Genomic DNA, 25,547 nt, shown 5'->3' with positions numbered 1-25,547 from the left:
CGTGGCGTTCTGACAGCACCAGAGAGAAAATGGTGTTTTTTCAGGGTGATAGTCTTTTGAACTTCACTTCAAAAGGAAGAGATCATGACCACGCTTCGTCTGCCTTATTTCAAACTCTCTAACGACGCTTATATGGGCCTTGTTTCCACTAAAAAAGCGTTAGAAAAAAGCTCTCTGGGAAAGGTGCTTATTGAGCTTATCTATCTGCGCGTTTCTCAAATGAACGGCTGTGCCTTCTGTCTTGAAATGCATGCGAAATCACTGCGGGAATCAGGGGTAGAGAACGCTAAGATTGATGCGCTTGCCGGATGGCGCGTCAGCCACCACTTCGATGATAAAGAAAAAGCCGCTTTGCAATGGGCAGAAGCGCTGGTCAGGGTTGATGAGACATTTGCCTCTGATAACGACTTTGAACCGCTCAATAAGTTTTTTACCGACGTTGAAATTTCCGATCTCACTTTCGCCGTTTCGCTTATGTCAGCCTTTAACCGGCTTGCCATAGGAATGAGACAGTAAACAAGCCTCAGCGGATCAGCTTCACTTATGTGCGGCTGATCGGCACGCTATTTTTAGCGCTACACAAGGGTAAACAGGCAATAAACCGCTTTTATTCACCTGCTAAAAGCCATCTCCTCCGATGTTTTATTTCCCGCAATGGTAAGGAAAATCTGAATATTCCTGTTTTTTCTCTGCGTAATCTTTTGAAATTACTGGATATTATCTTCAAGTTTTCACCATGTGATCTGAGTAGGTTTACTTGATTTTGCTTATATTTCAATCTGTATCTTTAGATTGCGTGATGTTTTGACATGGCGGATGGCTGAAGCCTTTCAGAGGTTGCTATGACGATAAAGAAACGCTTTTTCGATATCCTTGTTGCCTCATTTTGTTTGCTCCTGCTAATGCCGTTTATGTTAATCACGGCGCTAATTCTGTGGCTAACAGGCATGAAACCCTTGTTTAGCCATCCCAGAATGGGGCAGGGCGGCAAAATCTTTTACTGCCTGAAATTTACCTCCATGCTGCCGATGGAGAAAGTTTCTGCTGCTGAACAGGCGCGTATCCGGCATGAGCTGCAGCTCTACAGCGTGGTAAAAAACGATCCGCGCGTCACCCGTTTCGGCGCCTTCATCCGTAAAACCAGCATCGATGAACTTCCGCAGTTTATTAATGTACTTCGGGGCGATATGTCGGTTATCGGACCGCGTCCCATCGCGGCCTACGAAAAAGATAAATATGGGCGCAGTTACCGCTATTACTGTTCCGTAAAACCCGGCATTACCGGCCTGTGGCAGGTATCAGGGCGAGACGATCTGCCTTATCACCGTCGCGTGGCGATTGATCGCTATTACAGCCGCCGCCGTCGCGCCCGGATGGATATCTATATTTTTCTGAAGACGTTCGGCGTGGTGGCCGGTATGAAAGGGGTTAACTGATCATGGAACAGCTTTTTTCTTACCGACGCTGGCTGATCATCAGCCCGCACGCTGATGATGCAGAGTTGGGCTGCGGCGGCAGCATCGCCAGAGCTATCGACGCCGGTATTGAGGTGCATATTGCGGTGGTGATACTGAAAGGAGAAACCCATCTGCGTGGGCAGCGTTATGTTCCTGCTTCCCAGCGCCATCAGGAGCTGGCCGCCGCTATGAACAGCGCCGGAGCGCACTATTCCGTGCTGAATTTTGTTAACGAGGGGGAGTGCTTCGATCTGGCCTCTTCAAGCCAGTCAGCCTGTGTTCAGCAGCTGGATACGCTTATTGAAGACATTCAGCCTGAGCTGCTGCTGCTGCCGGTTCCCTCGTTTCATCAGGAGCATCAGTGGGTTTATAACTGCTGCATTGCCGCTACACGCCCTACCAAAAACCAACGCTCGCTGCGCCTGATCGCTGCGTATGAGTATCCGGCTGCCGGGTGGGGCAACTCCTCATCCTGGGACAGTTCGCGTGGCGCGCTCTATATCAATATCAGCGATTATTTAGCGGCGAAACTGGCGATGCTGGCAGAACATCAGTCGCAGATGTCTGCGACAAAAAATGCGCTCATCTCACTTGATGGCGTAAAGCGACTGGCATCATTTCGGGGCGTTGAAGCGGGATACGATTATGCAGAGATGCTTTATCTTATGCGCGGATGGATTGATTGATAAATCTTTCTGACCGCAGGCTGGAAAGCGCATCGCCGCTTAACGGCTGAGGAAAAGCGGCGCGCTGGTCACTGAACAATAGGGTTTACGCCTGCTCCAGCACGGAAAGTGCGCGAGCAACTTCGCTGCGATCGCGATCAGAAAGCGAAAGCAGCAGATGTGGCCGGCAGTCATGGTCGGCCAGGCGCAGGATGCTGACGGCGGGGGTTATCATAAAAGCCGGGTGGTTCAGGCCGTTAATTGCGGCCTGAGCGCCAGACGGGCCTGCCGCCTATGGCTTAATGACCCGCCATCAGTTTTTCTACCTCTTCCGGTTTATCATGTATTCCGAAACGTTCAACGAGGGCACGGGTTGCCGCGTTCATTCCCTGAATCTGCACCTTCTTTCCTTCGCGATGGAACTTCATCACCACGCGGTCCAGCGCGCTTACTGAGGTAATGTCCCAAAAGTGGGCGTGCGTTACGTCAATCACCACACGTTCAATCGCCTCGTGGAAGTCGAAGTGGTTGGTGAAGCGGTCAGATGAGGCAAAAAATACCTGCCCGCTGACGATATAGGTGCGGGTATCCTCCCTTAGCGATGAGTTAATCACCATAAAATGGGCCACTTTCGTGGCAAAGTTCAGCGCGGCAATCAGCACCCCGGCCAGAACGCCAAACGCCAGATTATGCGTAGCCACGACCACCGCTACGGTGGCCAGCATCACCACGCTGGTCGAGAGCGGATGTCGCCGCAGATCGGTAATTGAACGCCACGAAAACGTGCTGATGGAAACCATAATCATTACCGCGACCAGCGCCGCCATCGGTATCTGCGCCACCCAGTCACGTAAAAAGACAATCAGGCAGAGCAGCATCACGCCAGCGGTGAGTGTGGAAAGGCGTCCGCGCCCGCCGGATTTCACGTTGATAACGGATTGCCCAATCATTGCGCAACCCGCCATGCCGCCGATAAATGAGGTGCAGATATTGGCAATGCCCTGTGCCTTGCACTCGCGGTTCTTATCGCTTGGCGTGTCCGTCATGTCGTCCACGATAGTGGCCGTCATCATGGACTCCAGCAGTCCTACCACGGCGAGCCCCGCAGAGTAAGGCAGGATAATCAGCAGAGTATTGAGGTTAAAAGGTATATCCGGGATAAGGAATACCGGCAGGCTGTCGGGCAGTTTGCCCATGTCGCCTACGGTGCGGACATCCAGATGCAACCACAGGGAAATAGCGGTCAGCACCACGATACAAACCAGCGGCGAAGGGAGGGTTTTATTGAGACAGGGAAAGAGATAAATGATGCCAAGACCGGCGGCGGTCAGGGCATAAACGTGCCAGGTAACGTTGGTCAGTTCTGGCAACTGTGCCAGGAATATCAGAATCGCCAGCGCGTTGACAAAACCGGTCACCACCGAGCGCGACACGTAGCGCATCAGGCTACCAAGCCGCAGATAGCCGGCGGCAAGTTGCAGGACGCCGGTTAGCACCGAGGCAGCAAGTAAATATTGCAGGCCATGATCTTTCACCAGCGTCACCATCAGCAGCGCCATGGCTCCGGTTGATGATGAAATCATTGCCGGGCGACCGCCGAAGAAGGCCATAACAAGAGGAATACAGAACGCGGCGTAAAGTCCGACCTGTGGGTCTACACCCGCGATGACAGAAAAAGCGATCGCTTCAGGAATAAGCGCGAGCGCGACAACAATACCAGCCAGTACGTCGCCACGGACGTTACCCAGCCAGTCCTTACGCGTCGAGGACAGCAACATAGTCTTTTCTCAATTTTTGAATGCAGTCAGCCCGAGAGGGCAAAATTTTATGTACAAAAAAGCACATCCGCAGACGGGATGTTTTTGTGTGCGACTGAAGCTACTCAGTGCGACAGAGAGGGAGATAACTCAGGGTGGCGTAATACGCATAATGTTTTTTAAAACTCCTTTACGGCGGCGTGTGCACCTTCAGGAACCAAAATGCCTGCGGAATCGGTATGCAGGGCAGGCGATGAAAGTTAGCTGGCTGTCAAAAATCAGAAACGTCAAACCAGAACCGCGTTTAACTTTACACAAAATTTCCACAGGATCAATCAAATGATAACCCAAAATCGCTACGGGTATTCTTTTTCTCAGCGTGCTGACCCGTACAGCTATATTTATTAGCCATAATTTCAAACACAGCCAAGATAGGCTCTAAGCATTGATGGCATGAAGTACCACCAAACCGGGAAAACGAATAGCAGGTGGCCTACCTCAGACAACTCTGCCGATAAAGACATAGCAGACTGGCAATATGACCAGTCAACTTTTTCTGTCAGGAGGGGAGCAAGTGATATTTTATTTTCCCATAATGGAATACTCCTTAATTTATATGTCCAGGTTACATAATATTAAAGGGAAATACGCTTTTATAAAATATCACAATGATGTCGCTCTCCGTTCTCGCCAGGATGATAACCGGAGGGCGAGCATAATATAGTTAACAATGACTTCCCTGATTCCTAAGACATCTCCTCTTCAGATGCACGATATATATGGCGCGTCCATCCACCTAAAATTAAGCAGGTGGCAAGCAGAATGAAAATAGCTATGCTAAAAACCACAAAAAATGCCTTAAGAAAAGCCTCTTCTGCCAAATTACGTAATTTCTCACCCTGTGAGGAAGCCATCTCCTGAGCAAGCAGTAGGGCACCATCAATGCTGTCTTTTGCGCTAGCGGGTATAGAAGGGACCCCAGACATAAAATGCATATATACCGCAGACATAAAGCCCCCTAATAAAGCAATACCAATAGCACCACCTAATTCATAAGATACGCCCTCTACCGAAGCGGCGGTGCCAGCGCTGCTTTCCGGTGAGTTCAACATGATAGCCGTCGAGGCTGCAGTCATTGCACCTCCTAACCCTGCGCCCACGATGGAAAGCGATATGATTGACAACCACAGGCCAGCATCATAATAAAACAGATAAACTGCCGCGCCTGCTGCTGAAATGAGTAATGTGCAAAGGATTGCTCTTATTGAGCCTGTATAAGGAATAATATAGCCAATTACGGGGCCTATGAAAAAGGATGCCAGAGGTAGCGGTAAAATATACAGCCCGGCCCGTAAAGGTGACATGTCCAGAATAAGCTGAAGACGCTGCGTTATTGCCAGCTCAATGCCTGTAAGAGATGCTGAAGCAATTAAAGCTGTAATAACCCCCGCACTGAATAGACGACTTTTAAATATTGCTATGTTTAACATAGGTGCAGGGGAGATTTTTTGGCTGTGAATAAACTTAGCGGTCATTACTGCCCCGACGGCACCTGCCACAAGAAAGTGGCTCAGTTGCGGGTCGGGTTTGCTGAATTCTTTCATCGCATACACCAATCCGGTCATCCCCAGCAGAATCTGGCCAGCCGCGATAAAATCAAAAACACGGGTTGGATTGGCCGTAACAGGCGGAATGAGCTTAACGGAGAAAAGCAGTGTAATAAGGACAACAGGAACATTTATGAGAAAGACGGATCCCCACCAAAAATATTCAAGCAGTATACCGCCCACAACCGGACCCAGAGCTGCACCGCCTGATGCTACAGCGGCCCATACGCCGATGGCAAAAGAGCGTTCGGCAGGATCGTTAAATGTCTTACGTACGATAGATAAGGTGGCAGGCATCATGGCCGATGCGCCAATGCCAAGTAATACTCTGGCAATAATCAATAGCTCCGGAGAGGGAGCAAAGGCCGCTATAACTGAAGCCAGGCCAAAAATGATCAATCCGGCATTAAAAAACAGATGTGCACCGTATCGGTCGCACAACGCGCCCATACTGATAAGTAGTCCAGCCATGGTCAACGGATAAGAATTTACTATCCAAAGCTTCTGGTTAGCCGAGGCCATTAGATCGTGGGTTAAACGTGGCAGTGCCGTATAAAGTACTGTCATGTCGATAACAACAAGCAACATCGCGCCAGAAATCACAGCCAGCACTAACCAACGAAACGATGAGATCATCTTGGTTCTCCCAAAACGCTTGTGTAAATGTTTGTTGTGCGTCATAGCCTTAATGAAGAAAGGATAATGACCGTAAAATTTTCCTCCCTTTAATCATTTGCTGGTAACCCGGGAGCAAATCAGGCATTTATCTCTGTTATAGACGGCGCACCGGAACGGTGCGCCTCAAAACATTAAGCTGGCCTTTTTTTGGTAAATCTGGCGACAACGCTCATTACAGCAAAGTAAAAGAGCGGTACGAAGAAGATCGCGAGTAGAGTACCGCTGATCATGCCACCAAATACGCCGGTACCGATCGCATGCTGCGTTTCTGCGCTGGCTCCACTTGCAAGCATCAATGGCACAACGCCCAGCGTGAATGCCAATGATGTCATAAGTATCGGACGTAAACGCATTCTGGCAGCTTCCAGTGCCGCTTCGGTCAAACTTTTGCCCTCTTCATGAAGCTGTTTAGCAAATTCCACAATCAGAATGGCGTTTTTAGCTGAAAGTCCAATAATGGTAATCATACCCACTTTGAAAAAGACATCATTGGGCATGTCTCTTATCAGTACAGCCAGTACGGCACCCAGCAGACCAAGCGGTACAACCAGCATGACAGATAGTGGGACAGACCAGCTTTCATACAGTGCAGCTAGCACCAGAAATACCACCAGCATCGAAATAGCCATCAGCGCCGTGGCTTCTGACGCAGATTGTTGCTCCTGAAGCGACAATCCTGTCCATTCAATTGCGAAGCCCTCTGGCAATTGAGAGGCAAGCTGTTCCATTTCCTTAATCGCATCACCGCTTGAATATCCTTGTGCAGCATTGCCGGTGATTTTGACAGCCTGGTAGCCTTTGTAGCGCACCAGCTGCAGTGGTGAGGTTTCCCACTTGGCCTGAACAAACTCAGAAAGCGGAACCATCCCTCCACTACCATTACGGACATAGAGTTTTAAAATATCATTGAGTTGCATACGGTAAGGTGCATCAGCCTGCACAATGACCTGCTGCATCCTGTCAGCATTAGGGAAATCATTCACATAAAGTGAGCCAATCGCCCCTGATAAGGTCTGGCTGATTTCATCAAATGATACGCCTAGCGCAAAGGCCTTTTGTCGGTCAATTTGCAGATTGATTACCTGACCATCTGGCAGACCATCTACATAGACGCCCTCTACGATCTTACTTTTAGACGCCAACTCCAGCAGTTGATTTTGTGCTTCAGTTAGGGCGGCATAACCTTTCCCGGCTCTGTCTTCAAGACGGAGTGCAAAACCCGAAGAGTTGCCTAATTCATCAATAGCGGGTGGCATCAGGCTAAAGACATCGCCTTCAGGTACACCGCGCATCATATCCTGCACCCGAGCAGCCTCTGAGCCTGCTGTTGCACCGTTTCGTTGCCCCCAGTCTTTCAGGGTGGTGAACGCCATGGCGGAGTTCGGGCCCGAGCCTGCAAAGCTAAAACCCAGGATCGACAAATTCGCTTCTATTCCCGGACGTCCCAGTACACCATTTTCAAATGATTTCACTACTTCCAGAGTACGTTCGGTTGTAGCATCAGAAGGTAACTGAATAGAGGTCAGAAAATATCCCTGATCTTCCTCCGGCAGAAAAGCGGAAGGAACATTTTTCATCGTAAAGAACAGTACCAGGCATAACACCGCATAAACAGCCAGTGCACGACCGGTTCTTTTTAGCAGCCAGCCAACGCGAGACTCGTAACGATCGGTGAGCGCTGCGAATTTACGATTGAACCAGCCGAAAAAGCCTTTCTTCTCATGTGCTCCCTGCGCAACGGGCTTCAGCAGAGTGGCACATAATGCCGGGGTCAGGCTGAGCGCGAGGAAAGCAGAAAAAAGAATGGATACAGCCATGGACAGCGTGAACTGGCGATAAATTGCGCCGACAGAGCCGCTTGCCAAAGCCATCGGAATAAATACTGCGCTGAGCACCAGGGTAATACCGATCACGGCCCCGGTTATCTCTTTCATTGCTTTCTGAGTAGCTTCTTTAGGTGGCAGTCCCTCTTCAGCCATGATGCGCTCGACATTCTCAACCACAACGATAGCGTCATCGACGATGATACCAATAGCCAGCACCATGCCAAACATAGTCAGAACGTTGATGGAAAATCCTGCCATTAACATGACAGTAAAGGTTCCGAGCAATGCAATAGGGGCCACAATTGCAGGTATAAAAGTGTACCGGACATTCTGTAAAAACAGATACATCACAAGGAACACCAGTACCATCGCCTCTATAAAAGTATGCACAACTTTTTCAATGGAAATTTTAACAAAGGGCGCAGTATTAAACGGAATGGTGTAATGCATACCCGTCGGCATCGCTTTGCTCAGCTCTTCCAACCGCGCCGTGATTTGCCCGGCGGTCTGAACCGCATTAGCGCCAGGCGCTAGCTGCACGGCCGCGCCAGTAGAGACCCGACCATTCTCCCGGGTTGAATAGGCGTAGGTTTGTGGCCCCAGTTCAATCCTCGCTACGTCTGCGAGCCTCACCCTTGATCCGTCACGGTTAGAACGCAGTGTAATATTGCCGAACTCCTCTGGCGAACCAAGCTGCCCTGTTACCGTCAAAGGGTAAGATACACGTTGACCAGGTAATGCCGGAGCATCCCCTGTACGACCAGGAGAGATCTGGGCGTTCTCAGCGCTAATAGCCTGACTGATATCGCTAATGGTGAGGTTATACTGCGTCAACTTAAACGGATCGACCCAGATACGCATTGCTTTCTCGGCACCGAAAAGTTGCACCCTGCCCACGCCGCTTACCCTGCGCAGCTCTTCAGTGATATTACGTGCAAAGTAGTCGCTCAGATCGCTTTCTGAAAATGAACCTTCATCAGAAGAGAGACCAACCACCATCAAAAAGCTGGATGAAGAAGCTTCAACGTTCAGCCCGTTCTGGCGTACCACCTGTGGCAGACGTGGTTCAACCACTTTGATGCGGTTCTGTACATCAACCTGCGCCAGTTCCGGGTCGGTACCTGGAGTAAACGTTACCGTAATGGTAGCCATACCCGAAGTATCACTTGAGGACTCAAAATAGAGCAGGTTTTTGACTGAAGAAAGCTCACGTTCAATCAGGGCGACAACGTTATTGTTCATTGTCTCCGGCGTTGAACCCGGGTAGGTTGCATAAATGTTAACAGAAGGTGGTGCAACCGAAGGGTAGCGCGCAACGGGAAGTTTTGGAATCGCAATGAGCCCAAAAAGTATTATAAAAACCGCGATCACCCAGGCGAATACGGGGCGGTTAATAAAAAACTGTGGCATGAGGTATCCTGTTTAAAATAAATTCCGGTTTTAAATATGTGTCGTCTTAGTGTCGGCCTGTATCGGCATACCTTCCTGCAACCTTTCGGCACCCTGCACCACTAATCGATCTCCGGCTTGCAGCCCTTTGCGAACAAAATAATTACCTTTCAGAACTTCTCCCAGCTCTACCTCAGTTGAGCGAGCTTTACCTGCATCATCAATCCATACGCGGGTCTTACCATTTATACGTAGCACGGCTTCCTGTGGGATTAACAGACCACCAGGGCTCAACTGCCGTGATAGTTTTGCCTGCACATACATTCCGGGCAGAAGGGTTTTGTCTGAATTATTCACGCGCAACCTCATGACCACATCGCCAGTTCCGGGATCGACACTCACGCCTGTAAACAGAAGGCTGGCACTGTTAGTCAATACCTCTCCTGTTGCAGATATGACTTCTGCCTGAATCGGCAGTCCTTCTGTGGTGAGCTGGTTATGCTTAACAGGTAGCTGTGAAAGCTCCGCTGCGGGCTGGCGTACATCCACATATACGGAATCAATCTGTTGCAATGTCGCCATCGCCTGACTGTCACTGGCGCTGACCAGCGCTCCCTCGGTAACAAAGTTCTGATCGACGCGTCCATCAATAGGCGCCCTGACCGTCGCATAAGAAAGATCGAGCTTCTTACGCTCCAGAACAGCACGGGCCTCTGATACAGCCGCACTGGCCTGTGCTGTTACCGAGGCTGCATCCTCATAGTCTTGTTGACTGATAGCTCCGGTGCCACGTAGCTTTGCGAGGCGTGTGCTCCGTGACTTGAGCTGCTGGTGGCTGGCCTGCGCTTTCTCAAGTGCCGCCGCTGCACTGTTAACTTCAGCCTGGAAGGGGGCTGGGTCAATCTGGAAAAGCGGCTGGCCGGCTTTTATCTCACTTCCCTGGTTAAACAGCATGCTGGTAATAATCCCACTGACCTGAGGCCGGATTTGCGCCGTGCGCAACGCTGCGACCCGACCGGGATAAAGCTTTTCAAGAACAACAGGCTGCTCAGTTAGCACCTTTACGGCAACTACAGCCGGTGCTACTTCGGTCTCCACCTGGGATTCACTATCAGCATCACAGCCTGATAAACTGACAAGCATGAACAACAGTAATAACTTTGTAACGCTTCTGGTAAACATATCAACCCTGTTAACGTGTTTTTGATGGAGGAGAATGCTGTTAAATTCATTATAAAATCATTATATTGAGGTTTTATGGAGTTCGTGTGGAGATGGTGTGGAGCGTAAAAGAAAACAGGCCTGAAGCGAGGGAACATGAACACAATTAAATTGTTGTTGGCAGAAGATGAAGATGAGATAGCAGATATTCTTGGTGCTTATCTTCAAAAGGAAAATTTTGAAGTTATTCATGCGAAAGATGGACTTGAGGCCATTTCTTTTTTTAAAAAAGGGGACATCGCGTTCGTTATCCTGGATATCAAAATGCCCGCCATGGACGGATGGCAAGTATTGAATGAAATACGAAAAACGTCTGACGTGCCGGTCATGATGCTAACCGCGCTTGATGCCGATATTGACAAGATTCATGCTTTACGGAGCGGTGCCGATGATTATATTGTTAAGCCTTTCAACGCAGTGGAAGTGGTAGCCAGAGTTCACGTGATTCTACGCCGTATGGCTTTTTACGACATAAGTAAAAGCACAGGCCACTATAGTACCCGGAATATCATGTTAGACGTTACCAGTCATCAGGTAAAAATAAAAAAAACCAATGTTGATATCGGCGATAAACTGACTTTAACGGAATTCAAAATCCTGCAACATTTAATTCGTTATCCCAAGCGTGTTTTTTCACGCCAGGAATTAATAGAATATTGTCTTCCCGAGGGAGATGTTAGTGAGCGCACCGTTGACAGTCACATCAGTAAACTCCGAAAAAAAATTGAGCAGGCTGGTTTACAGGCTGTTCCTGAAAGTATACGTGGCTTTGGCTACCGGTTAGGGGACTAATATGGCTCAGGCAGGTATTCGCTACCAACTTTTTATTCTGACTACTAAAGTAGCTTTGAGCACTATCGTTTTATTATCCGCCGTTTATAGTATTTATATTTATTTTTTTTCCGACCTCGGGGACAGGTATAGCTGGATCCCATCAACACATGATTGGGCTTTAACAGTGATTGCGGGCTTGTTCTCTTCGGCAATAGCGCTATTTTTTGCATGGCGCTTTGCAAGAAAAATTATTTTGCCCCTTAATGCGCTTGCTTATAGCGCAAGGCGTATTGCTGAAGGCCGCCTGGACGAGCGCGCCGTTCATAATATGCATGAAATAAGAGAAGCGGGCTTAATGATCGATGACTTCAACCTTATGGCAGATAAGCTTGAGGTTATGTCTAATGATATGAAAAAGTGGAATGCGGCAATAGCGCATGAATTAAGAACGCCTGTTACTGTTCTCAAGGGAAGGATACAGGGGATGTCTGAAGGCATCTTTGATACAGAAAAAAAACAGTTTGATATATTACTTCGTCAGACAGAAGCTTTGTCAAGGCTCATAGACGATCTGCGTGTACTCAGTCTTTCCGACAGTGGTCAGCTTTATCTTTATAAAGAAACACTCCACCTTCAGGAAGTGATTATTTATTGTGTGGAGGCATTCAGAGATAAGCTCAGTGCACATGGGATTGAGCCGGTTATTGAAGCGGAAGAAGTTATCTGTTTTGCAGATGAAATCCGTATCCGGCAAATATTATCTGCGTTGCTCAGTAATGTCTGTAAATATGCTTCTCCTGGCGTAGTGATGGTGACTTGTCGCGCTGAGAATCATCAAATTGTTTTAACAGTTGAAGATGAAGGACCCGGTATAAGTGATAATGAGAGAGGCAGTGTTTTCGAAGCTTTTTTCCGGGCAGAGAAAGACCGAATACTTAAGCCTGATGGCACAGGTTTAGGCCTGGCGGTTGTGTACGCTATCGCCCGTGCGCATGGCGGAAAAGCGGCTTGTCGCCGAAGCAATCTGGGCGGAACCTGTATTGAAGTCGTTTTTACAGGAAACACTGAAAATTAAAGACACATATTGTAAACCAAATCCGCGATGAATTCGGAGCCGCTTTTTGAACCCGTTCCGCAAACATCTGAATAAAGATAATTGAAGCAGAACAACAAGGTTCGAGTCGGCAGCAGTGTTTCTCCGCTGAGATAACAATTAGCGTATTTGTTCAATAAAAGCATTAATATCAGTCACCGCTTCGCTGCGTTTTTCCGGTGTGAATTTGATGAGTAGATTATCAGAGTAACCATTGAGTAGGGCACTCAACTGGCGGGTGATACGAACAGTGTCAACGTCCCCAAAGGTGCCAGCGGCTTTTCCTTCATTGATTATTTTAGTGATAAATCTATCCCATTTTAGGGTGAGCGACTCTGCCAAATCAGCAAAGGCTGCATTATGCGCGGCCATTTGCCAGAGTGAGCTGTATAACTGCCAGACGGCATCGGGGGAATCGGGCAGATAGTTATCAATCAGGGCGTTGAGCTTTTCAGCAGGTGTCCTGTCTGTTATAGACGCAGAAAACGCTGCCAGGTCGCTTTCAAGATAATGGCTCAACGCCGCGATACAGAGCGCCTGCCAGTCACTGAAATAATAATAAATATGACTCCGGGAAAGGCCGAGAGCCTCGGTGACATCACGCGTCGAAACTTTTTCAACCCCTCGCTCAATGAACAGGGCAATCGCGCCATTCAGAATGCGTTGCTTTAACACTTCTTTTGATTCTTTCATCATTAGTTTCCATTGACACTATGGCGTTGCTCAAATAGACTGCCGTTAAATTTTGAGCAGTCGCTCAAGGTTAATCTTACCAGAATTGCAGGATATGAAAACCTCAAAAATAGCGCCGCCCGTTTCCCGTAGTGCCGCCCAGACGCTGAAGCTGCTTGGACGTCGTCACAGCAAGAAACTTATCCTAACATTACTGCTTGTGGTCGCAGAAAATGTTACCTATCTTCTTTATCCTCTGCTGGCAGGTTTCGCCATAAATGCCATCGTTGCCGGAAAAGCATGGCATGCAGTGTTTTATGCCATGATGGTTTTTACCATGTGGGTTATCAGCGCCGCCCGGCGTACGGTAGATACGCGTACTTTTGCCAGAATCTATGCAGAACTGGCGGTGCCGATTATTCTTGCTCAGCGCCGTGAAAATCATAACCCTTCGGTGATAGCGGCTCGTGTTGCTTTATCACGCGAATTTGTTGATTTTTTTGAGAAGCATTTACCGGTATTAATTACCTCTCTGGCCTCTATCGCTGGAGCAGCTATTATGCTACTGGCTATTGAGTTTTGGACCGGCATGGCATGCCTGGCAATTTTGTTATTTTTTGCTTTTTTTCTTCCGGGGTATACCCGCAAAAATGAAGCGTTATTCGTCAGGCTTAATAACCGACTTGAGAAAGAGGTGGATTTTGTCAACAGCGCCCCCACCATTTCGCTTATCCGACATTATGGTACACTGGCTCGCTTGCGTATTCGTCTGTCCGATCGTGAAGCGCTGGGTTATCTTTCAATCGGTGCCGTGTCAGCGCTACTGTTCGCTATGACAATCCTCGCGATGTCATTTCGCGGTGGTATTGACGCAGGACATATTTATTCCGTCATAACCTATATGTGGATGTTTGCAATGAGCCTGGATGATGGTCCTCAACTGCTGGAGAAATACTCCCAGCTCAAAGATATCGGGAAAAGGGTTAATACGGATTTGGTTTAAGATCCAGACTAACGCTGTCTGGAAAATACCCTGCAGTCGCCAGCTGCTTGTAGTGAGCTGTTTTCTGGCTTAAAAGCGCTGCGATATGAAGTTATGCTTTTCAGATATAAAAGGCTCCACATTATATATCGTTTAACCGTATATAGTGTGGAGTAAGAATTAAGCGTGCCAGGTAAGTTGTACCGTGAGCAGGGCGGTCAGATTAGACAGTAACTAAAAAATAAGGATGTACAGGCCAAGCCGTTTTTTACAGGAAATTAGTTTTTACTAAGAAAAATAGGGTTTAAGTGGGTAAACCTTCCAGCCTGTAAAATCAATTGCATTTTATGTGGTTTTTAAAGGGGTTATTTCAATGAGTACCCAGATGTTCTTAATCGCTACTTTCTAAATAAGCCTGATTAGGCGCTTTAATAACGTCGTTTTTGTCAGTAAATAGATCACTCTTTGACAGTTTCAGGCTACCACTGGAAATAAGACTGCCTTTATTGAACCAGCAGCAGCGGCATTTATCCAAATGTCAGATTAGGTTTTTTCCTGTTGGGACTGCAGGAAATGTTTTACTGCCCCCAGCATGCCGGAATCATTGCCGTAGGTGGCTGTATCCACCTGCACATCAAGATCAAACCACGCCAGATGATAGCGCAGCTCTTCCAGAAAGCTTTCCCGCTCGGTAATGCCACCGCCAAGGAAAATACATTCAGGGTTGAAAACGTGCGCAAGATTGTAGATGCCACCACAAAGATCCTGATAAAAATTCATCACTAATCGACTGCAAATCGGATCGTTATTATCGTAGCGGGCGAATATCTCTTCGCCGGTGATCTCTTCCTGCTTTTGACCCGTGTGCATACTGTAGTTTTGCGTCAGCACGCGCATCGTGCAGGTGGTGTTCATGGTATAGTGGCGAACATTCTCGCTGCCTGGTCGAGTGCTGAGCAGCGAACCGAATTCACCGGCGCGACACTGCTTGCCACGGACCAGCGCATTGTTGCAGAAGATCGCGCCGCCAACGCCGGTGCCGATGGTCATCATTAAAAAGTCAGACATCTCCTGCGCTTTACCCAGCCAGCGCTCCGCCAGTAACGCACAGTTGGCATCATTTTCTACGCTGACGGGCAGCGGCGTTTTTCCCTGCAACCACTCACCAAGATGGAAATCATCAAAATCGCGGATAGCGCCGCCCATCGCAATATAACCGCTGTCCGGATCCACATAGCCGGGCGTACTCACGGCTACGCCTTCACAGTCGGCATGTCGAGCCAGCCAGGTCAGCACACCATCCAGTATCTCTTTGCCGGAGTGGTTCATAATATCTTTTTTATCGCGCGCGACTATTTCGCCTTTATCGGTAACAATGCCCATTTTTAATGATGTGCCGCCGATATCAAACGCCGCTATTTTCACGTCATTTTCTCCTCTGGTTTTTAAAATATAAACATGAGTATAGGCCCGTCATGCGCAAGGCGATGTTCTGAGGTGTATGCGGCGGCGGATTCTTTTAAGATAGGCCACTATCGGTTGTTACTGGAGAAGGTTTGATGAGCGCATTTGAAACGCTGTTTAAGCAGGGGAAAAATACCGCAGAGTTTATTGCTAGCGGCACGCCGGAGCAGATCGCCGATCTGCAGCGCTGGCAGGCGATGCTGGAAAGCCAGAGTGAAGCGGTAGAAAAGGCGCTTGCGCCTGCACAACAGGCGGCAGGGCGCTTCCGGCTGCTGGTGGCGGCCGAGATGTGGTGTCCGGACTGTCATCGCAACATTCCGCCAATGGCGCTGCTGTGCCAGCGACTGCCTGACATCGAAATGGCGATTATCACTCGTGATGAGGCGCAGCCTTTTATTGAACTGCTGGGGGTGGATAAGGTGAAAATCCCGATGGCCGTGGTGCTGGATGAGGCTTTTACGCCGTTAGGCGTCTTTATCGAGCGGCCTGACTCGGTGGTGAATGGCGACGCGGAGCAGCTTGAGGCTTATCGTCGCGGCGAGCTGTTAGCAGAAACTATCAGTGATATCAGCGCTATTATCGCAGCGTAAAAACAGGACAGAGCCTCGATACATTTTCTGTGTACAGTACAGAGGCAGGCTACAATAAGCTAAGAATATAAGACAAAGCTGAACGGGGGAACACCGAGCCGGATTATCCCCCGTTTCAGTACTCGTAAATTTTGCCGTTAACGCTTTAATATCCTTTCTCCTGAAGGTGCAGATGATCAGCAGGAGATAAACAATTACTCACTGAAACTCTCTTGCTGGCAGAAATGCCTATTATTAGGTTTAATAAAAAACAATCTAAAACAGTGAGTTATAACATTACAGAATTGTAATAACCTTCGTGTTTTAGCTGTGATAACTTCCAGGTAACAAAAATTAAACTTCCTGAACGGTAAGTATAACTTGTACTTGCGTTATGGAGAGACACCTTGTTTTGAGGTGACATGAATGTGCTGGAGTTGAGTCATGCAGCTTAAAAGTTCACGACGTAATTTCATTAAAGGCATTACTGCCGCCGGTATTGTCGGCGGCCTGGGGCTGCGATCCTTCGATGCGTTTTCGGCGGTAAGCCTGATGCCTTCCCGTACGCTTACCGGCAGCGATTTTGATCTTTTTATCGGTGAAACGATGCTCAATATCACCGGTAAAACCCGTTACGCAAAAACCATTAATGCCGGCCTGCCGGGGCCGCTGTTGCGCTGGAAGGAAGGCGATACCGTTACGTTACGGGTTAAAAACCACCTGTCCGAAACCACCTCTATTCACTGGCATGGCCTTATTTTGCCGGCAAATATGGATGGCGTGCCGGGGCTCAGTTTTCATGGCATTGAGCCGGACGAGACCTATGTTTACTCCTTTCAGGTAAAGCAGAACGGAACATACTGGTATCACAGCCATTCCGGCCTGCAGGAGCAGGAAGGCGTTTATGGTCCGATTATCATCGAAGCGGCTCAGCCTGAGCCCTTTGTCTGGGACAGCGAACATATTGTGATGCTGACCGACTGGTCTGATGAAAAAGCCTCAGACATTCTCGCAAAACTGAAAAAGCAGTCAGATTATTACAATTTCGCCAAACCCACCGTTAGCGACTTTTTCCGCGATGCCAGGGAAAAAGGTCTCGGCAACACGTTAGCCGATCGGAAGATGTGGGCAGAGATGAAAATGAACCCGACGGATCTGGCTGATGTCAGTGGTGCCACCTATACCTATCTTATGAATGGCCAGGGGCCGGGTAAAAACTGGACTGGTCTGTTCCGCAAAGGGGAAAAAGTACGTCTGCGTTTCATTAACGGTTCAGCCATGAGCTATTTTGACGTGCGCATTCCCGGCTTGAAAATGACGGTGGTGGCTGCTGATGGACAGTATGTCACGCCTGTCTCTGTTGATGAATTCCGCATCGCCGCTGCTGAAACCTACGATGTTATTGTGGAACCGGTTGACGATGCCTACACCATTTTTGCCCAGTCCATGGACCGGAGCGGCTACGCGCGTGGCACACTCGCGGTTCGTGAAGGGCTCTCTGCACCGGTTCCGGTACCCGATCCGCGTCCCTGGCTGACCATGGACGATATGGGTATGGGCGACATGGATCATGGCAGTATGGATCACAGCCAGATGCAGAGCATGGACCACGGCACGATGGATCACAGCCAGATGCAGAGCATGGATCACGGCGCAATGGATCATAGCCAGATGCAGAGCATGGACCACGGCAGCATGAACCCTGGCCAGATGCAGCAACATCCCGCGAGCGAAACAGATAATCCTCTGGTCGACATGCAGGCCATGATGCCGACGGCAAAATTAAGCGATCCGGGCATCGGGCTGCGTAATAACGGCAGAAAGGTACTGACGTATGCCGATCTGAAAAGCACCTTTGAGGATCCGGATGGCCGTGAACCGTCACGCACTATCGAACTGCATCTTACCGGGCATATGGAAAAATTTGCCTGGTCATTCAACGGCATTAAATTCTCAGATTCGGAACCGGTCACGCTCCGCTACGGCGAACGTGTGCGTATTGTGCTGGTTAACGACACCATGATGACGCACCCCATTCACCTGCACGGTATGTGGAGCGATCTGGAGGATGAGCAGGGCAATTTTCTGGTGCGTAAACATACCATTGATATGCCGCCGGGAAGCCGTCGCAGCTACCGTGTGACGGCGGATGCGCTCGGGCGCTGGGCTTATCACTGTCATCTTCTTTTCCATATGGAAACCGGCATGTTCCGTGAAGTCCGGGTAATTGAGTGAGGTGGTGATGATGCCAGTTTCAGGGTGGAGTGATATGACAAAGAATTTTTCACGTTCAGCGGCAGGGCTGGCGATTTGGTCGGTGATTGCCGGGACCCCCTCTGCGCCCGCTTACGCAGCCCAGACCGATCCGTCTCAGCCTATGCAGCACAACATGTCGGGAATGGACCACTCTGCGATGCAGGGCATGGACCATTCGGCGATGGAAGGAATGGCGTCGATGTCGGGTATGGAAGCGATGGAATCCATGCAGCCTGCTGCACCCACGCAAAGCCGCACCCCCATTCCGCCGATTACGGAAGCTGACCGGAAAGCGGCGTTCCCGGATGTTCATGGTCATGAAGTTCATGACAGGAGCGTAAATTACTTTCTGCTTGCCGATCGGCTGGAATGGCAGAAGAACAGTGATCCCGGCGGTTTCAACTGGAACCTGAGCGGTTGGGTAGGGGGAGATATTGATCGGCTTTGGATACGCAGCGAAGGCGAAACCAGCGACGGTAAAACGGAATCGGCAGAAGTTCAGGCTCTGTGGGGACATGCCGTTACGCCCTGGTGGGATGTGGTTGCCGGTGTCCGTCAGGATTTTAAGCCCGGAAAACCACAGACCTGGCTTGCAGCCGGTTTTCAGGGAATGGCGCTCTATAACTTTGAAACGGAGCTGACGGCTTTTGCCGGAGAGCAGGGGCGTACCGCGCTGAGGCTGGAGGCGGATTACGATGTTCTGCTGACTAATCGTCTTATTTTGCAGCCCTCTCTGGAAGCCAATATTTATGGCAAAGATGACGACGCGCGCGAAACCGGCAAGGGGCTGTCCAGTACCGAATTAGCATTGCGTCTTCGCTACGAAGTGAAACGTGAGTTCGCCCCTTACGTGGGGGTTTCCTGGAGCCAGCTCTACGGCAATACCGCCGATATGGCTGCCCGTGAGGGTGAAAAAGATAACGAAGTGCGTTTCCTTCTCGGGGCTCGCATGTGGTTCTGATGCCGTTAATTCAAACAAAGCAGGTATTTATTATGAAACGTACTTATGCTGGCTACTTTATCGCTGTTGCTGCTTCTGTGGTTGCTTTTGCTGCACAGGCTCATCCGGAACTGGCTTCTTCCGTACCTGCGGACAAAGCTGAGGTAACGGCACCTGCAAAAGTGGAACTCCATTTTACTGAGGATCTGGTCACTAAATTCTCCGGTGCGCGCCTTGTGATGACTGCCATGCCGGGCATGGCTTCCCATGCGCCTATGCCGGTTGCAACTAAAGTATCAGCAGGCAGCGATGCGAAAACAATGGTTATCACGCCGGTAAAACCCTTGCCTGCCGGAACCTATAAAGTGGAGTGGCGGGCGGTATCCTCTGATACCCATCCCCGTACCGGGAACTACAGCTTCACTGTGAAGTAATCTCATGAACGATCAGCTTTTGATTGCTATCCGGTTTCTGCTTTATCTTGATCTCATGGTTCTTTTTGGCCTGCCCTTATTTGAGATGTACGGGGTGAAAGGCGCTCTAAAGAAACCGGTGTCTTTGTTCAGCGGCTGGTCGTTCTGCTTTACGCTCATCTCTGCGGGTATTGTTCTCTCGCTGGCGAATATGCTGCTTGTTGCCCAGTCGATGAGCGGCGTCAGTCATCCCGGTGAGTTAACCCTGCATATTATGAAAATGGTTGTCGGGGAAACCGCAGTCGGTATGAGCTGGGTGATCCGGCTCGTTGCGCTGGTCATGGCCTTTATGGGCCTCAGCCTGCGGATAAAATATACCAGGCTTTCATGTTATATGCTGGTCCTGTCTGGCGGCACGGCGCTGGCGACCCTGGCATGGGGCGGACATGCGGCCATGAACGACGGTGTCCGCTATTACCTGCATCTGCTAAGCGATATTATCCACCTGTTCGCGGCGGGAGCCTGGGTAGGCGCGCTGGCGGCCTTTAGCCTGCTATTGTGTAACGAAAAAGCAGAAGAAGCTGACTATGCCCGGCAACTGGCCGATGCGCTAACGGGGTTCGCCCGCACGGGAACCCTCATTGTGCTGAGCATTGTGATTACCGCCGTGGTTAATGTCTTATTTATCGTTGAAAAACCCCTGACTACCTTACCAGGGAGCGACTATGGGCTGTTGTTGCTGATTAAAACCCTACTGTTTTGCCTGCTGCTGCTGCTGGCTGCGCTTAATCGCTTTCGGCTTGCCCCGGCGCTGAAAAATGCGCTGCTTCAGGGCCACCATAAAGCAAGCATTATCCTGATGCGTAAAAGCATTATCACGGAATTTACCCTATCGATACTGATACTGGCCATCGTCGCCTGGCTCGGCACATTGTCGCCCGGTAGCGGTATGGCGTAACCCCCAAACGCAGCCCCAGGAAAACCGCATCATGACCACCATGCTGATTGTCGAGGATGAACTGAAAACCGGGACCTACCTGAAGCAGGGACTTCAGGAGGCAGGATATGAGGTGACGCTGGTGCATGACGGACGTCAGGGGCTGGAGCATATCCTGCAACAGCGTTACGATCTGATTATTCTGGATGTCATGCTGCCATCAATGGATGGCTGGGATATTCTGCGACAAATGCGAATGGCCTGCCACGAAGAACCGGTGCTGTTTCTGACCGCCAGAGATAATGTCAGCGAGAAGATTAAAGGTCTCGATCTGGGCGCGGATGACTATCTGCTTAAACCCTTCGATTTTGCCGAGCTGTTGGCCCGTGTCCGCATGCTGCTCAGGCGCAACCGCATGCAGGCTTCCGGGACACACCGCATTGCCGATCTGTTTATGGATGTTGCTCGCCGAAGCGTGAGCCGCTCCGGCAAAAAAATTCATCTCTCCTCAAAAGAGTTTGTGCTGCTTGAGCTGCTGTTACAGCGAACCGGAGAGGTATTGCCGAGAAGCCTGATTTCTTCCCTGGTCTGGAATATTAATTTTGACAGCGATACCAATGTGATTGATGTCGCAGTCAGGCGGCTTCGCAGCAAGGTGGATGATGACTTTACGCCAAAGCTTATTCATACCGTAAGGGGAATTGGTTATGTCCTGGAGATACGCGAAGATTGAAACGTAACGGCTCCCTGACCTCACGGCTGAGCATGATATTTGCGGGCGTGATGATGTCCGTCTGGCTGCTTTCCAGCGTCCTGCTGGTGGCCGCCCTGAGCAGCTATTTTCGCCATCAGGATGCCTCGTTATTAACCGGCAAGCTTGAACTGGTCACTGAACTGCTTGAAGGGGAAGTACATGCCGGAAGGCTCGACAGCGCGTCGCTTGCGCGCAAGCTTGCGGATGCCATGGTCGGTCACAGCGGGCTCTATCTTTCCGTTAAAACCTCAGATAATCAGATACTGGCTGATTACGCCTCATCTGGTTTTCAGGTTCCGCAGCAACGCTTTGCCGACGAAGCCGCCCGTCCGGAGACGCTGCAAACCGTAGAGAAACAGGGGGGACGGTATCATGTGTTGGTCAGAAAAATCAGTGCCCGCGACGCTGGCAGACAAAGCGACGTGCTGATCACAGCCGCTTATGATACCGGTTTTCATGATGCGTTTATCGGTCAGCTTAAAAGGTGGCTGGTCTGGTTTAACCTCGCCCTGATTTTTATTTCGGTATTTCTGGGCTGGCTGGTTACCCGTATGGGGCTGAGACCCCTGAATGAAATAAACCGGCTGGCCTCGGCGATCACCATTAATAACCTCAGCGAACGCCTTCCCGCGCATGATCTGCCAGCGGAGCTGAAGGCGACGGTAGCTGAATTCAACAGCATGCTTGAGCGGCTGGAAAATTCATTTCGTCGCCTCTCTGAGTTGTCATCTGATATTGCCCATGAGCTGCGCACGCCCGTCAGTAACCTGATGATGCAGACCCAGGTCGCCCTGTCCCGGGAGCGCGATGCGGAAAGTTATCGGGAGGTGCTTTTTTCAAATCTGGAAGAGCTAAGTCGGCTTGCCAGAATGAGCAGTGATATGCTTTTTCTGGCGAAATCAGAGAACGGGCTGATGCCTCTGGAAAAGCAGCGCGTTTCCCTTAACGCAGAACTGGCAGAACTTATCGACTTTTTCGAACCGCTGGCTGGCGACAGCGATAAAACCCTGTTACTGCAGGGGGAAGCCGCCGTCAAAGGCGATCGTCTGATGCTGCGTCGTGCGTTGAGCAATCTGCTGGCCAACGCCATAAAATATTCTTTACCCGCTTCAGCCATTAGCGTGCTGGTGGAACAGAAAGCGGGAGCGGTATTGGTACAGTTTTCTAACCCTACAGAAAATCTCTCTCAGGAAAACCTGGGGCGGCTTTTTGACCGGTTTTATCGTGGCGACGCCTCACGGCAGCATAATACGGATGGAGCCGGGCTGGGGCTGTCCATCACGCGCGCGATTTTACTGGCGCATGATGGCGATCTGCAGGTTGCCATGAAGGATAACGTCATTACGTTCACGGCTATTATTCCGGCGTCAGTCACCGCTCAGCAGCCATCGGATTAACTTGCAGAAAAACTAACTGACTGAAAAATAACCGTGGCATAAAGTGGAAAGTCTTTTGCTACTGCGCTTTGCTACACTCTCAGCTGGATCCCTAACGCAATCTGAGGTGAATTAGTGAAAATCAAGAGCTATGCAGCGATGGAAGCCGGTCAGGCTTTAGAACTCTATGAATATGAAGCAGCATCGCTGAGCGCCGAAGATGTTGAAGTCGAAGTGGAATACTGTGGCGTTTGTCATTCTGATTTGTCGATGATCGATAACGAGTGGGGCGTTTCTCAATATCCTGTGATCGCCGGTCATGAGGTGATTGGGCGCGTTTCCGCACTGGGCGAGGCGGCTAAAAACAAAGGCCTTTCCGTTGGTCAGCGCGTGGGCATTGGCTGGACGGCGAAAAGCTGCGAACACTGCGACGCCTGCATCACCGGCGATCAGGTCAACTGCCTGAACGGCATCGTGCCGACCATCGCTAACAAAGGCGGCTTTGCCGAGAAGCTGCGCGCTAACTGGCAATGGGTGATTCCGCTGCCGGAGAAACTGGATCCGGCATCAGCCGGTCCGCTGCTGTGTGCCGGCATCACGGTTTTCAAACCGCTGCTGATGCATAACATCACCGCCACCAGCCGCGTCGGAGTAATCGGCATCGGCGGCCTGGGCCATATTGCGATTAAAATCCTGCATGCAATGGGCGCAGAAGTGACCGCATTCAGCTCAACGCCGGAGAAAAAACAGTCGATTCTTGATATGGGTGCGGATCATGTGGTCAACAGCCGCGATCCGGCAGCGCTGGAAAAACTGGCCGGTCAGTTTGATCTGATCCTCAGCACCGTGGCGGTGGATCTCGACTGGCAGCCGTACTTTGCAGCGCTGGCACCGCGCGGTAAATTCCATACCGTGGGCGCGGTGATGAAACCTTTCGACGTACCGTCGTTCAGCCTGATTCTGGGTGACCGCGCGGTAACCGGTTCTTCCACCGGTTCGCCGGGCCAGCTGCGTACACTGCTGAAGCTGGCGTCGCGCACCGATATCGCGCCGAAAGTGGAGTTTTTCCCGATGTCGAAAATCAATGAAGCGCTGGATCACGTGCGCGCCGGTAAGGCGAATTATCGCGTGGTGCTGAAAGCAGATTTTTAATCTGCCAGCGCGCATAAAGATAAGTCAGGCGGCGAGATCATCTCGCCGCCTTTTTTTCGATCAGGATTCAATGCTGGTTTGCCAGGACTGGCGCGCCCGCGCCTGACGACGACGCAGCGTCAGCCGCCAGAAAACGGCCAGCAGGATAAACCAGACAGGCATGGCGCAAAGCGCCGCACGCGTATCGGCATCGAAAACCATAATCACCAGTGAAAACAGGAAAAACAGTAGCGTCAACCAGCACATCGCCCGGCCGCCCGGCATTTTAAACGTTGACTGCTGATGTAACTCCGGCTGACGCCGACGGTAAACCAGATAGGCCACCAGAATCATTCCCCAGCTGTAGATCACCAGAATCGCCGCCAGCGTGGAAACAATGGTGAACAGCGTCATGACGTTGGGCGTCAGAAACAGCAGCAGCGTGCCGCTCAGCATACAGAAGCAGGAGAACAGCAGGCTGCGCACCGGTATCGCCGTAACGCGCGACAGGATGCGGAACTGGCGATGCGCATGTTTTTCCACCGACAAGCCATACAGCATGCGGGTACTGGAATAGACGCCACTGTTGGCAGAGGACATGGCGGACGTGAGCGCAACAAAGTTAATCAGCGCGGCGGCGGCGGGCAGGCCCGCTTTATCAAACAGCGTGACAAACGGGCTGGTTTCTGGCGAAACGTGCTGCCAGGAGGTGACGGCAATAATCACCACCATCGATAGCACATAAAAAATAATAATGCGTAGCGGAATGGCCCGGATGGCGCGTGGCAGGATCTTTTCCGGCGTTTTGGTTTCCGCCGTCATGGTGCCGAGCAGCTCAATGCCGGTATAGGAAAAAATAGCGATCTGAAAGCCGGCAAAGAAGCCGACCACGCCGTGCGGCATAAACACTGCCGGATCGGTCAGATTGCCCACCGAGGCTTGCACGCCGTCTGGCGATGTCCAGCCGGTGGCGATCATCCACAGGCCGGTAAGGATCAGCGCAATAATGGCGATAACCTTGATGATGGCAAACCAGAACTCCGCTTCACCAAACATTTTGACCGACAGCAGGTTAAACGCAAACAGCAGCGCCAGCGCAAACAGCGCCGGGATCCAGGGCGACAGCGTCGGTAACCAGTACTGCACATAGCCGCCGCACACCACCACATCGGCGATGCAGGTCACCACCCAGCTTAGCCAGTATGACCAGCCGAGAAAGAAGCTTGCTTTCGGCCCCAGATAATCGGATACAAAATCTGCGAATGAACGGTAATCCAGCCGGGTAAGCAGCACTTCGCCCATGGCCCGCATCACCATATACATAAAAAAGCCGACCACGATATAGGTGATCAGAATGGAGGTGCCGGAAACGGCAATGGTTTTACCTGCGCCCATAAACAGGCCGGTGCCGATCGCGCCGCCGAGAGAGATCAGCTGGATATGTCGTTCGCTCAGGCCGCGTTGTAAGGTCTGCGGGGCACTCTGTTCATTGCCCGATGGTCTCGATCGCGGTGGTTGTTTTGCGGTCATGGCTTCTCCTCTTATAACGGCTGACCATGAAGTAAATTCCGATTGCAGACAAACGC

The 25,547-nt window shown here is 50.5% G+C and carries 23 protein-coding genes; 14 read left to right on the top strand and 9 right to left on the bottom strand.

Translation table 11 applies throughout. The features are described 5' to 3' along the window. Positions 1–84 precede the first annotated feature (84 nt). The 3 genes from ACQE32_RS06645 (at position 85) to ACQE32_RS06635 (ending at position 2,143) form a co-directional block, all read left to right on the top strand. Positions 85–516: a carboxymuconolactone decarboxylase family protein gene (locus ACQE32_RS06645; RefSeq protein ID WP_427021514.1), complete on the top strand. Its 432-nt coding sequence runs from the start codon at positions 85–87 to the stop codon at positions 514–516. 326 nt (positions 517–842) lie between these two features. Continuing rightward, positions 843–1,436 (top strand): sugar transferase, encoded by a 594-nt coding sequence (locus tag ACQE32_RS06640; RefSeq protein ID WP_085071988.1) that lies wholly within the window; start codon positions 843–845, stop codon positions 1,434–1,436. 2 nt (positions 1,437–1,438) lie between these two features. After that, positions 1,439–2,143: a PIG-L deacetylase family protein gene (locus ACQE32_RS06635; protein WP_426972912.1), complete on the top strand. Its 705-nt coding sequence runs from the start codon at positions 1,439–1,441 to the stop codon at positions 2,141–2,143. An 85-nt stretch (positions 2,144–2,228) separates the two neighbouring features. On the opposite strand, the gene ACQE32_RS06630 is transcribed toward ACQE32_RS06635, so the two are convergent. From ACQE32_RS06630 to ACQE32_RS06605, 6 genes are all read right to left on the bottom strand, one after another. Next, a complete protein-coding gene (locus ACQE32_RS06630) occupies positions 2,229–2,357 on the bottom strand; it encodes a hypothetical protein (protein ID WP_426972911.1) in 129 nt (42 codons plus the stop codon). Positions 2,358–2,421: 64 nt separating this feature from the next. Then, positions 2,422–3,900: a SulP family inorganic anion transporter gene (locus ACQE32_RS06625; RefSeq protein ID WP_427021513.1), complete on the bottom strand. Its 1,479-nt coding sequence runs from the start codon at positions 3,898–3,900 to the stop codon at positions 2,422–2,424. Between the two features lie 395 nt (positions 3,901–4,295). Next, positions 4,296–4,403 carry an NAD(P)H-dependent oxidoreductase gene (locus tag ACQE32_RS06620; protein WP_426972907.1) on the bottom strand — a complete coding sequence of 36 codons (108 nt, stop codon included), beginning with the start codon at positions 4,401–4,403 and terminating at the stop codon, positions 4,296–4,298. A gap of 222 nt (positions 4,404–4,625) precedes the next feature. Then, positions 4,626–6,122, bottom strand: coding sequence for an MFS transporter (locus ACQE32_RS06615; RefSeq protein ID WP_426972905.1), 1,497 nt, complete (start codon positions 6,120–6,122; stop codon positions 4,626–4,628). A gap of 173 nt (positions 6,123–6,295) precedes the next feature. Further along, positions 6,296–9,400: a multidrug efflux RND transporter permease subunit gene (locus ACQE32_RS06610; protein ID WP_426972904.1), complete on the bottom strand. Its 3,105-nt coding sequence runs from the start codon at positions 9,398–9,400 to the stop codon at positions 6,296–6,298. 30 nt (positions 9,401–9,430) lie between these two features. Then, positions 9,431–10,561, bottom strand: a complete 1,131-nt coding sequence (locus tag ACQE32_RS06605) for an efflux RND transporter periplasmic adaptor subunit (protein ID WP_426981503.1) — start codon at positions 10,559–10,561, stop codon at positions 9,431–9,433. Between the two features lie 135 nt (positions 10,562–10,696). Between ACQE32_RS06605 and ACQE32_RS06600 the strand changes: the two genes are divergently transcribed. Both ACQE32_RS06600 and ACQE32_RS06595 read left to right on the top strand, forming a co-directional pair. Then, positions 10,697–11,392: a response regulator gene (locus ACQE32_RS06600; protein ID WP_426972900.1), complete on the top strand. Its 696-nt coding sequence runs from the start codon at positions 10,697–10,699 to the stop codon at positions 11,390–11,392. A 1-nt stretch (position 11,393) separates the two neighbouring features. After that, positions 11,394–12,449: an ATP-binding protein gene (locus tag ACQE32_RS06595; RefSeq protein WP_426972898.1), complete on the top strand. Its 1,056-nt coding sequence runs from the start codon at positions 11,394–11,396 to the stop codon at positions 12,447–12,449. 138 nt (positions 12,450–12,587) lie between these two features. On the opposite strand, the gene ACQE32_RS06590 is transcribed toward ACQE32_RS06595, so the two are convergent. Further along, positions 12,588–13,163, bottom strand: a complete 576-nt coding sequence (locus ACQE32_RS06590) for a TetR/AcrR family transcriptional regulator (RefSeq protein ID WP_426972897.1) — start codon at positions 13,161–13,163, stop codon at positions 12,588–12,590. 91 nt (positions 13,164–13,254) lie between these two features. Between ACQE32_RS06590 and ACQE32_RS06585 the strand changes: the two genes are divergently transcribed. Next, positions 13,255–14,142 (top strand): ABC transporter six-transmembrane domain-containing protein, encoded by an 888-nt coding sequence (locus ACQE32_RS06585; protein WP_426972895.1) that lies wholly within the window; start codon positions 13,255–13,257, stop codon positions 14,140–14,142. A gap of 522 nt (positions 14,143–14,664) precedes the next feature. Here the strand turns inward: ACQE32_RS06585 and ACQE32_RS06580 are convergent. Next, positions 14,665–15,546 carry an ROK family protein gene (locus ACQE32_RS06580; protein WP_427021512.1) on the bottom strand — a complete coding sequence of 294 codons (882 nt, stop codon included), beginning with the start codon at positions 15,544–15,546 and terminating at the stop codon, positions 14,665–14,667. Between the two features lie 134 nt (positions 15,547–15,680). Between ACQE32_RS06580 and ACQE32_RS06575 the strand changes: the two genes are divergently transcribed. The 8 genes from ACQE32_RS06575 to ahr all read left to right on the top strand — a co-directional run bounded on the left by ACQE32_RS06575 (position 15,681) and on the right by ahr (position 23,982). Next, entirely contained in the window at positions 15,681–16,175 is a 495-nt protein-coding gene (locus ACQE32_RS06575) for a thioredoxin family protein (RefSeq protein ID WP_426972891.1), read from the top strand. A 423-nt stretch (positions 16,176–16,598) separates the two neighbouring features. Beyond that, positions 16,599–18,389 (top strand): copper resistance system multicopper oxidase, encoded by a 1,791-nt coding sequence (locus tag ACQE32_RS06570; protein WP_426972889.1) that lies wholly within the window; start codon positions 16,599–16,601, stop codon positions 18,387–18,389. Between the two features lie 142 nt (positions 18,390–18,531). After that, positions 18,532–19,371, top strand: a complete 840-nt coding sequence (locus ACQE32_RS06565) for a copper resistance protein B (protein WP_427021751.1) — start codon at positions 18,532–18,534, stop codon at positions 19,369–19,371. A gap of 32 nt (positions 19,372–19,403) precedes the next feature. Beyond that, positions 19,404–19,784 carry a copper homeostasis periplasmic binding protein CopC gene (gene copC, locus ACQE32_RS06560; RefSeq protein WP_250652474.1) on the top strand — a complete coding sequence of 127 codons (381 nt, stop codon included), beginning with the start codon at positions 19,404–19,406 and terminating at the stop codon, positions 19,782–19,784. A gap of 4 nt (positions 19,785–19,788) precedes the next feature. Next, positions 19,789–20,721, top strand: a complete 933-nt coding sequence (gene copD, locus ACQE32_RS06555; protein WP_426972887.1) for a copper homeostasis membrane protein CopD — start codon at positions 19,789–19,791, stop codon at positions 20,719–20,721. Positions 20,722–20,752: 31 nt separating this feature from the next. Further along, positions 20,753–21,433 (top strand): heavy metal response regulator transcription factor, encoded by a 681-nt coding sequence (locus tag ACQE32_RS06550; RefSeq protein WP_426972885.1) that lies wholly within the window; start codon positions 20,753–20,755, stop codon positions 21,431–21,433. Continuing rightward, complete coding sequence (locus ACQE32_RS06545) at positions 21,430–22,851, top strand: heavy metal sensor histidine kinase (RefSeq protein WP_426972883.1); 1,422 nt, start codon at positions 21,430–21,432, stop codon at positions 22,849–22,851. The genes ACQE32_RS06550 and ACQE32_RS06545 overlap by 4 nt, the downstream gene beginning before the upstream one ends. A 114-nt stretch (positions 22,852–22,965) precedes the next feature. Next, positions 22,966–23,982, top strand: coding sequence for an NADPH-dependent aldehyde reductase Ahr (ahr, locus tag ACQE32_RS06540; protein WP_426972882.1), 1,017 nt, complete (start codon positions 22,966–22,968; stop codon positions 23,980–23,982). Between the two features lie 60 nt (positions 23,983–24,042). Here ahr and ACQE32_RS06535 read toward each other — a convergent pair whose 3' ends face one another. Next, on the bottom strand, positions 24,043–25,491 hold the full coding sequence (locus ACQE32_RS06535) for an amino acid permease (RefSeq protein WP_426981510.1): 1,449 nt from the start codon (positions 25,489–25,491) through the stop codon (positions 24,043–24,045). Positions 25,492–25,547: the final 56 nt, after the last annotated feature.

The sequence above is a fragment of the Pantoea sp. FN0302 genome (assembly GCF_050113775.1).
In the GTDB taxonomy this organism is placed as follows: Bacteria; Pseudomonadota; Gammaproteobacteria; order Enterobacterales; family Enterobacteriaceae; genus Mixta; species Mixta alhagi.
The sequence above is the reverse complement of the archived record's forward strand: the minus strand, read 5'-3'. Positions and strand labels throughout refer to the sequence as shown.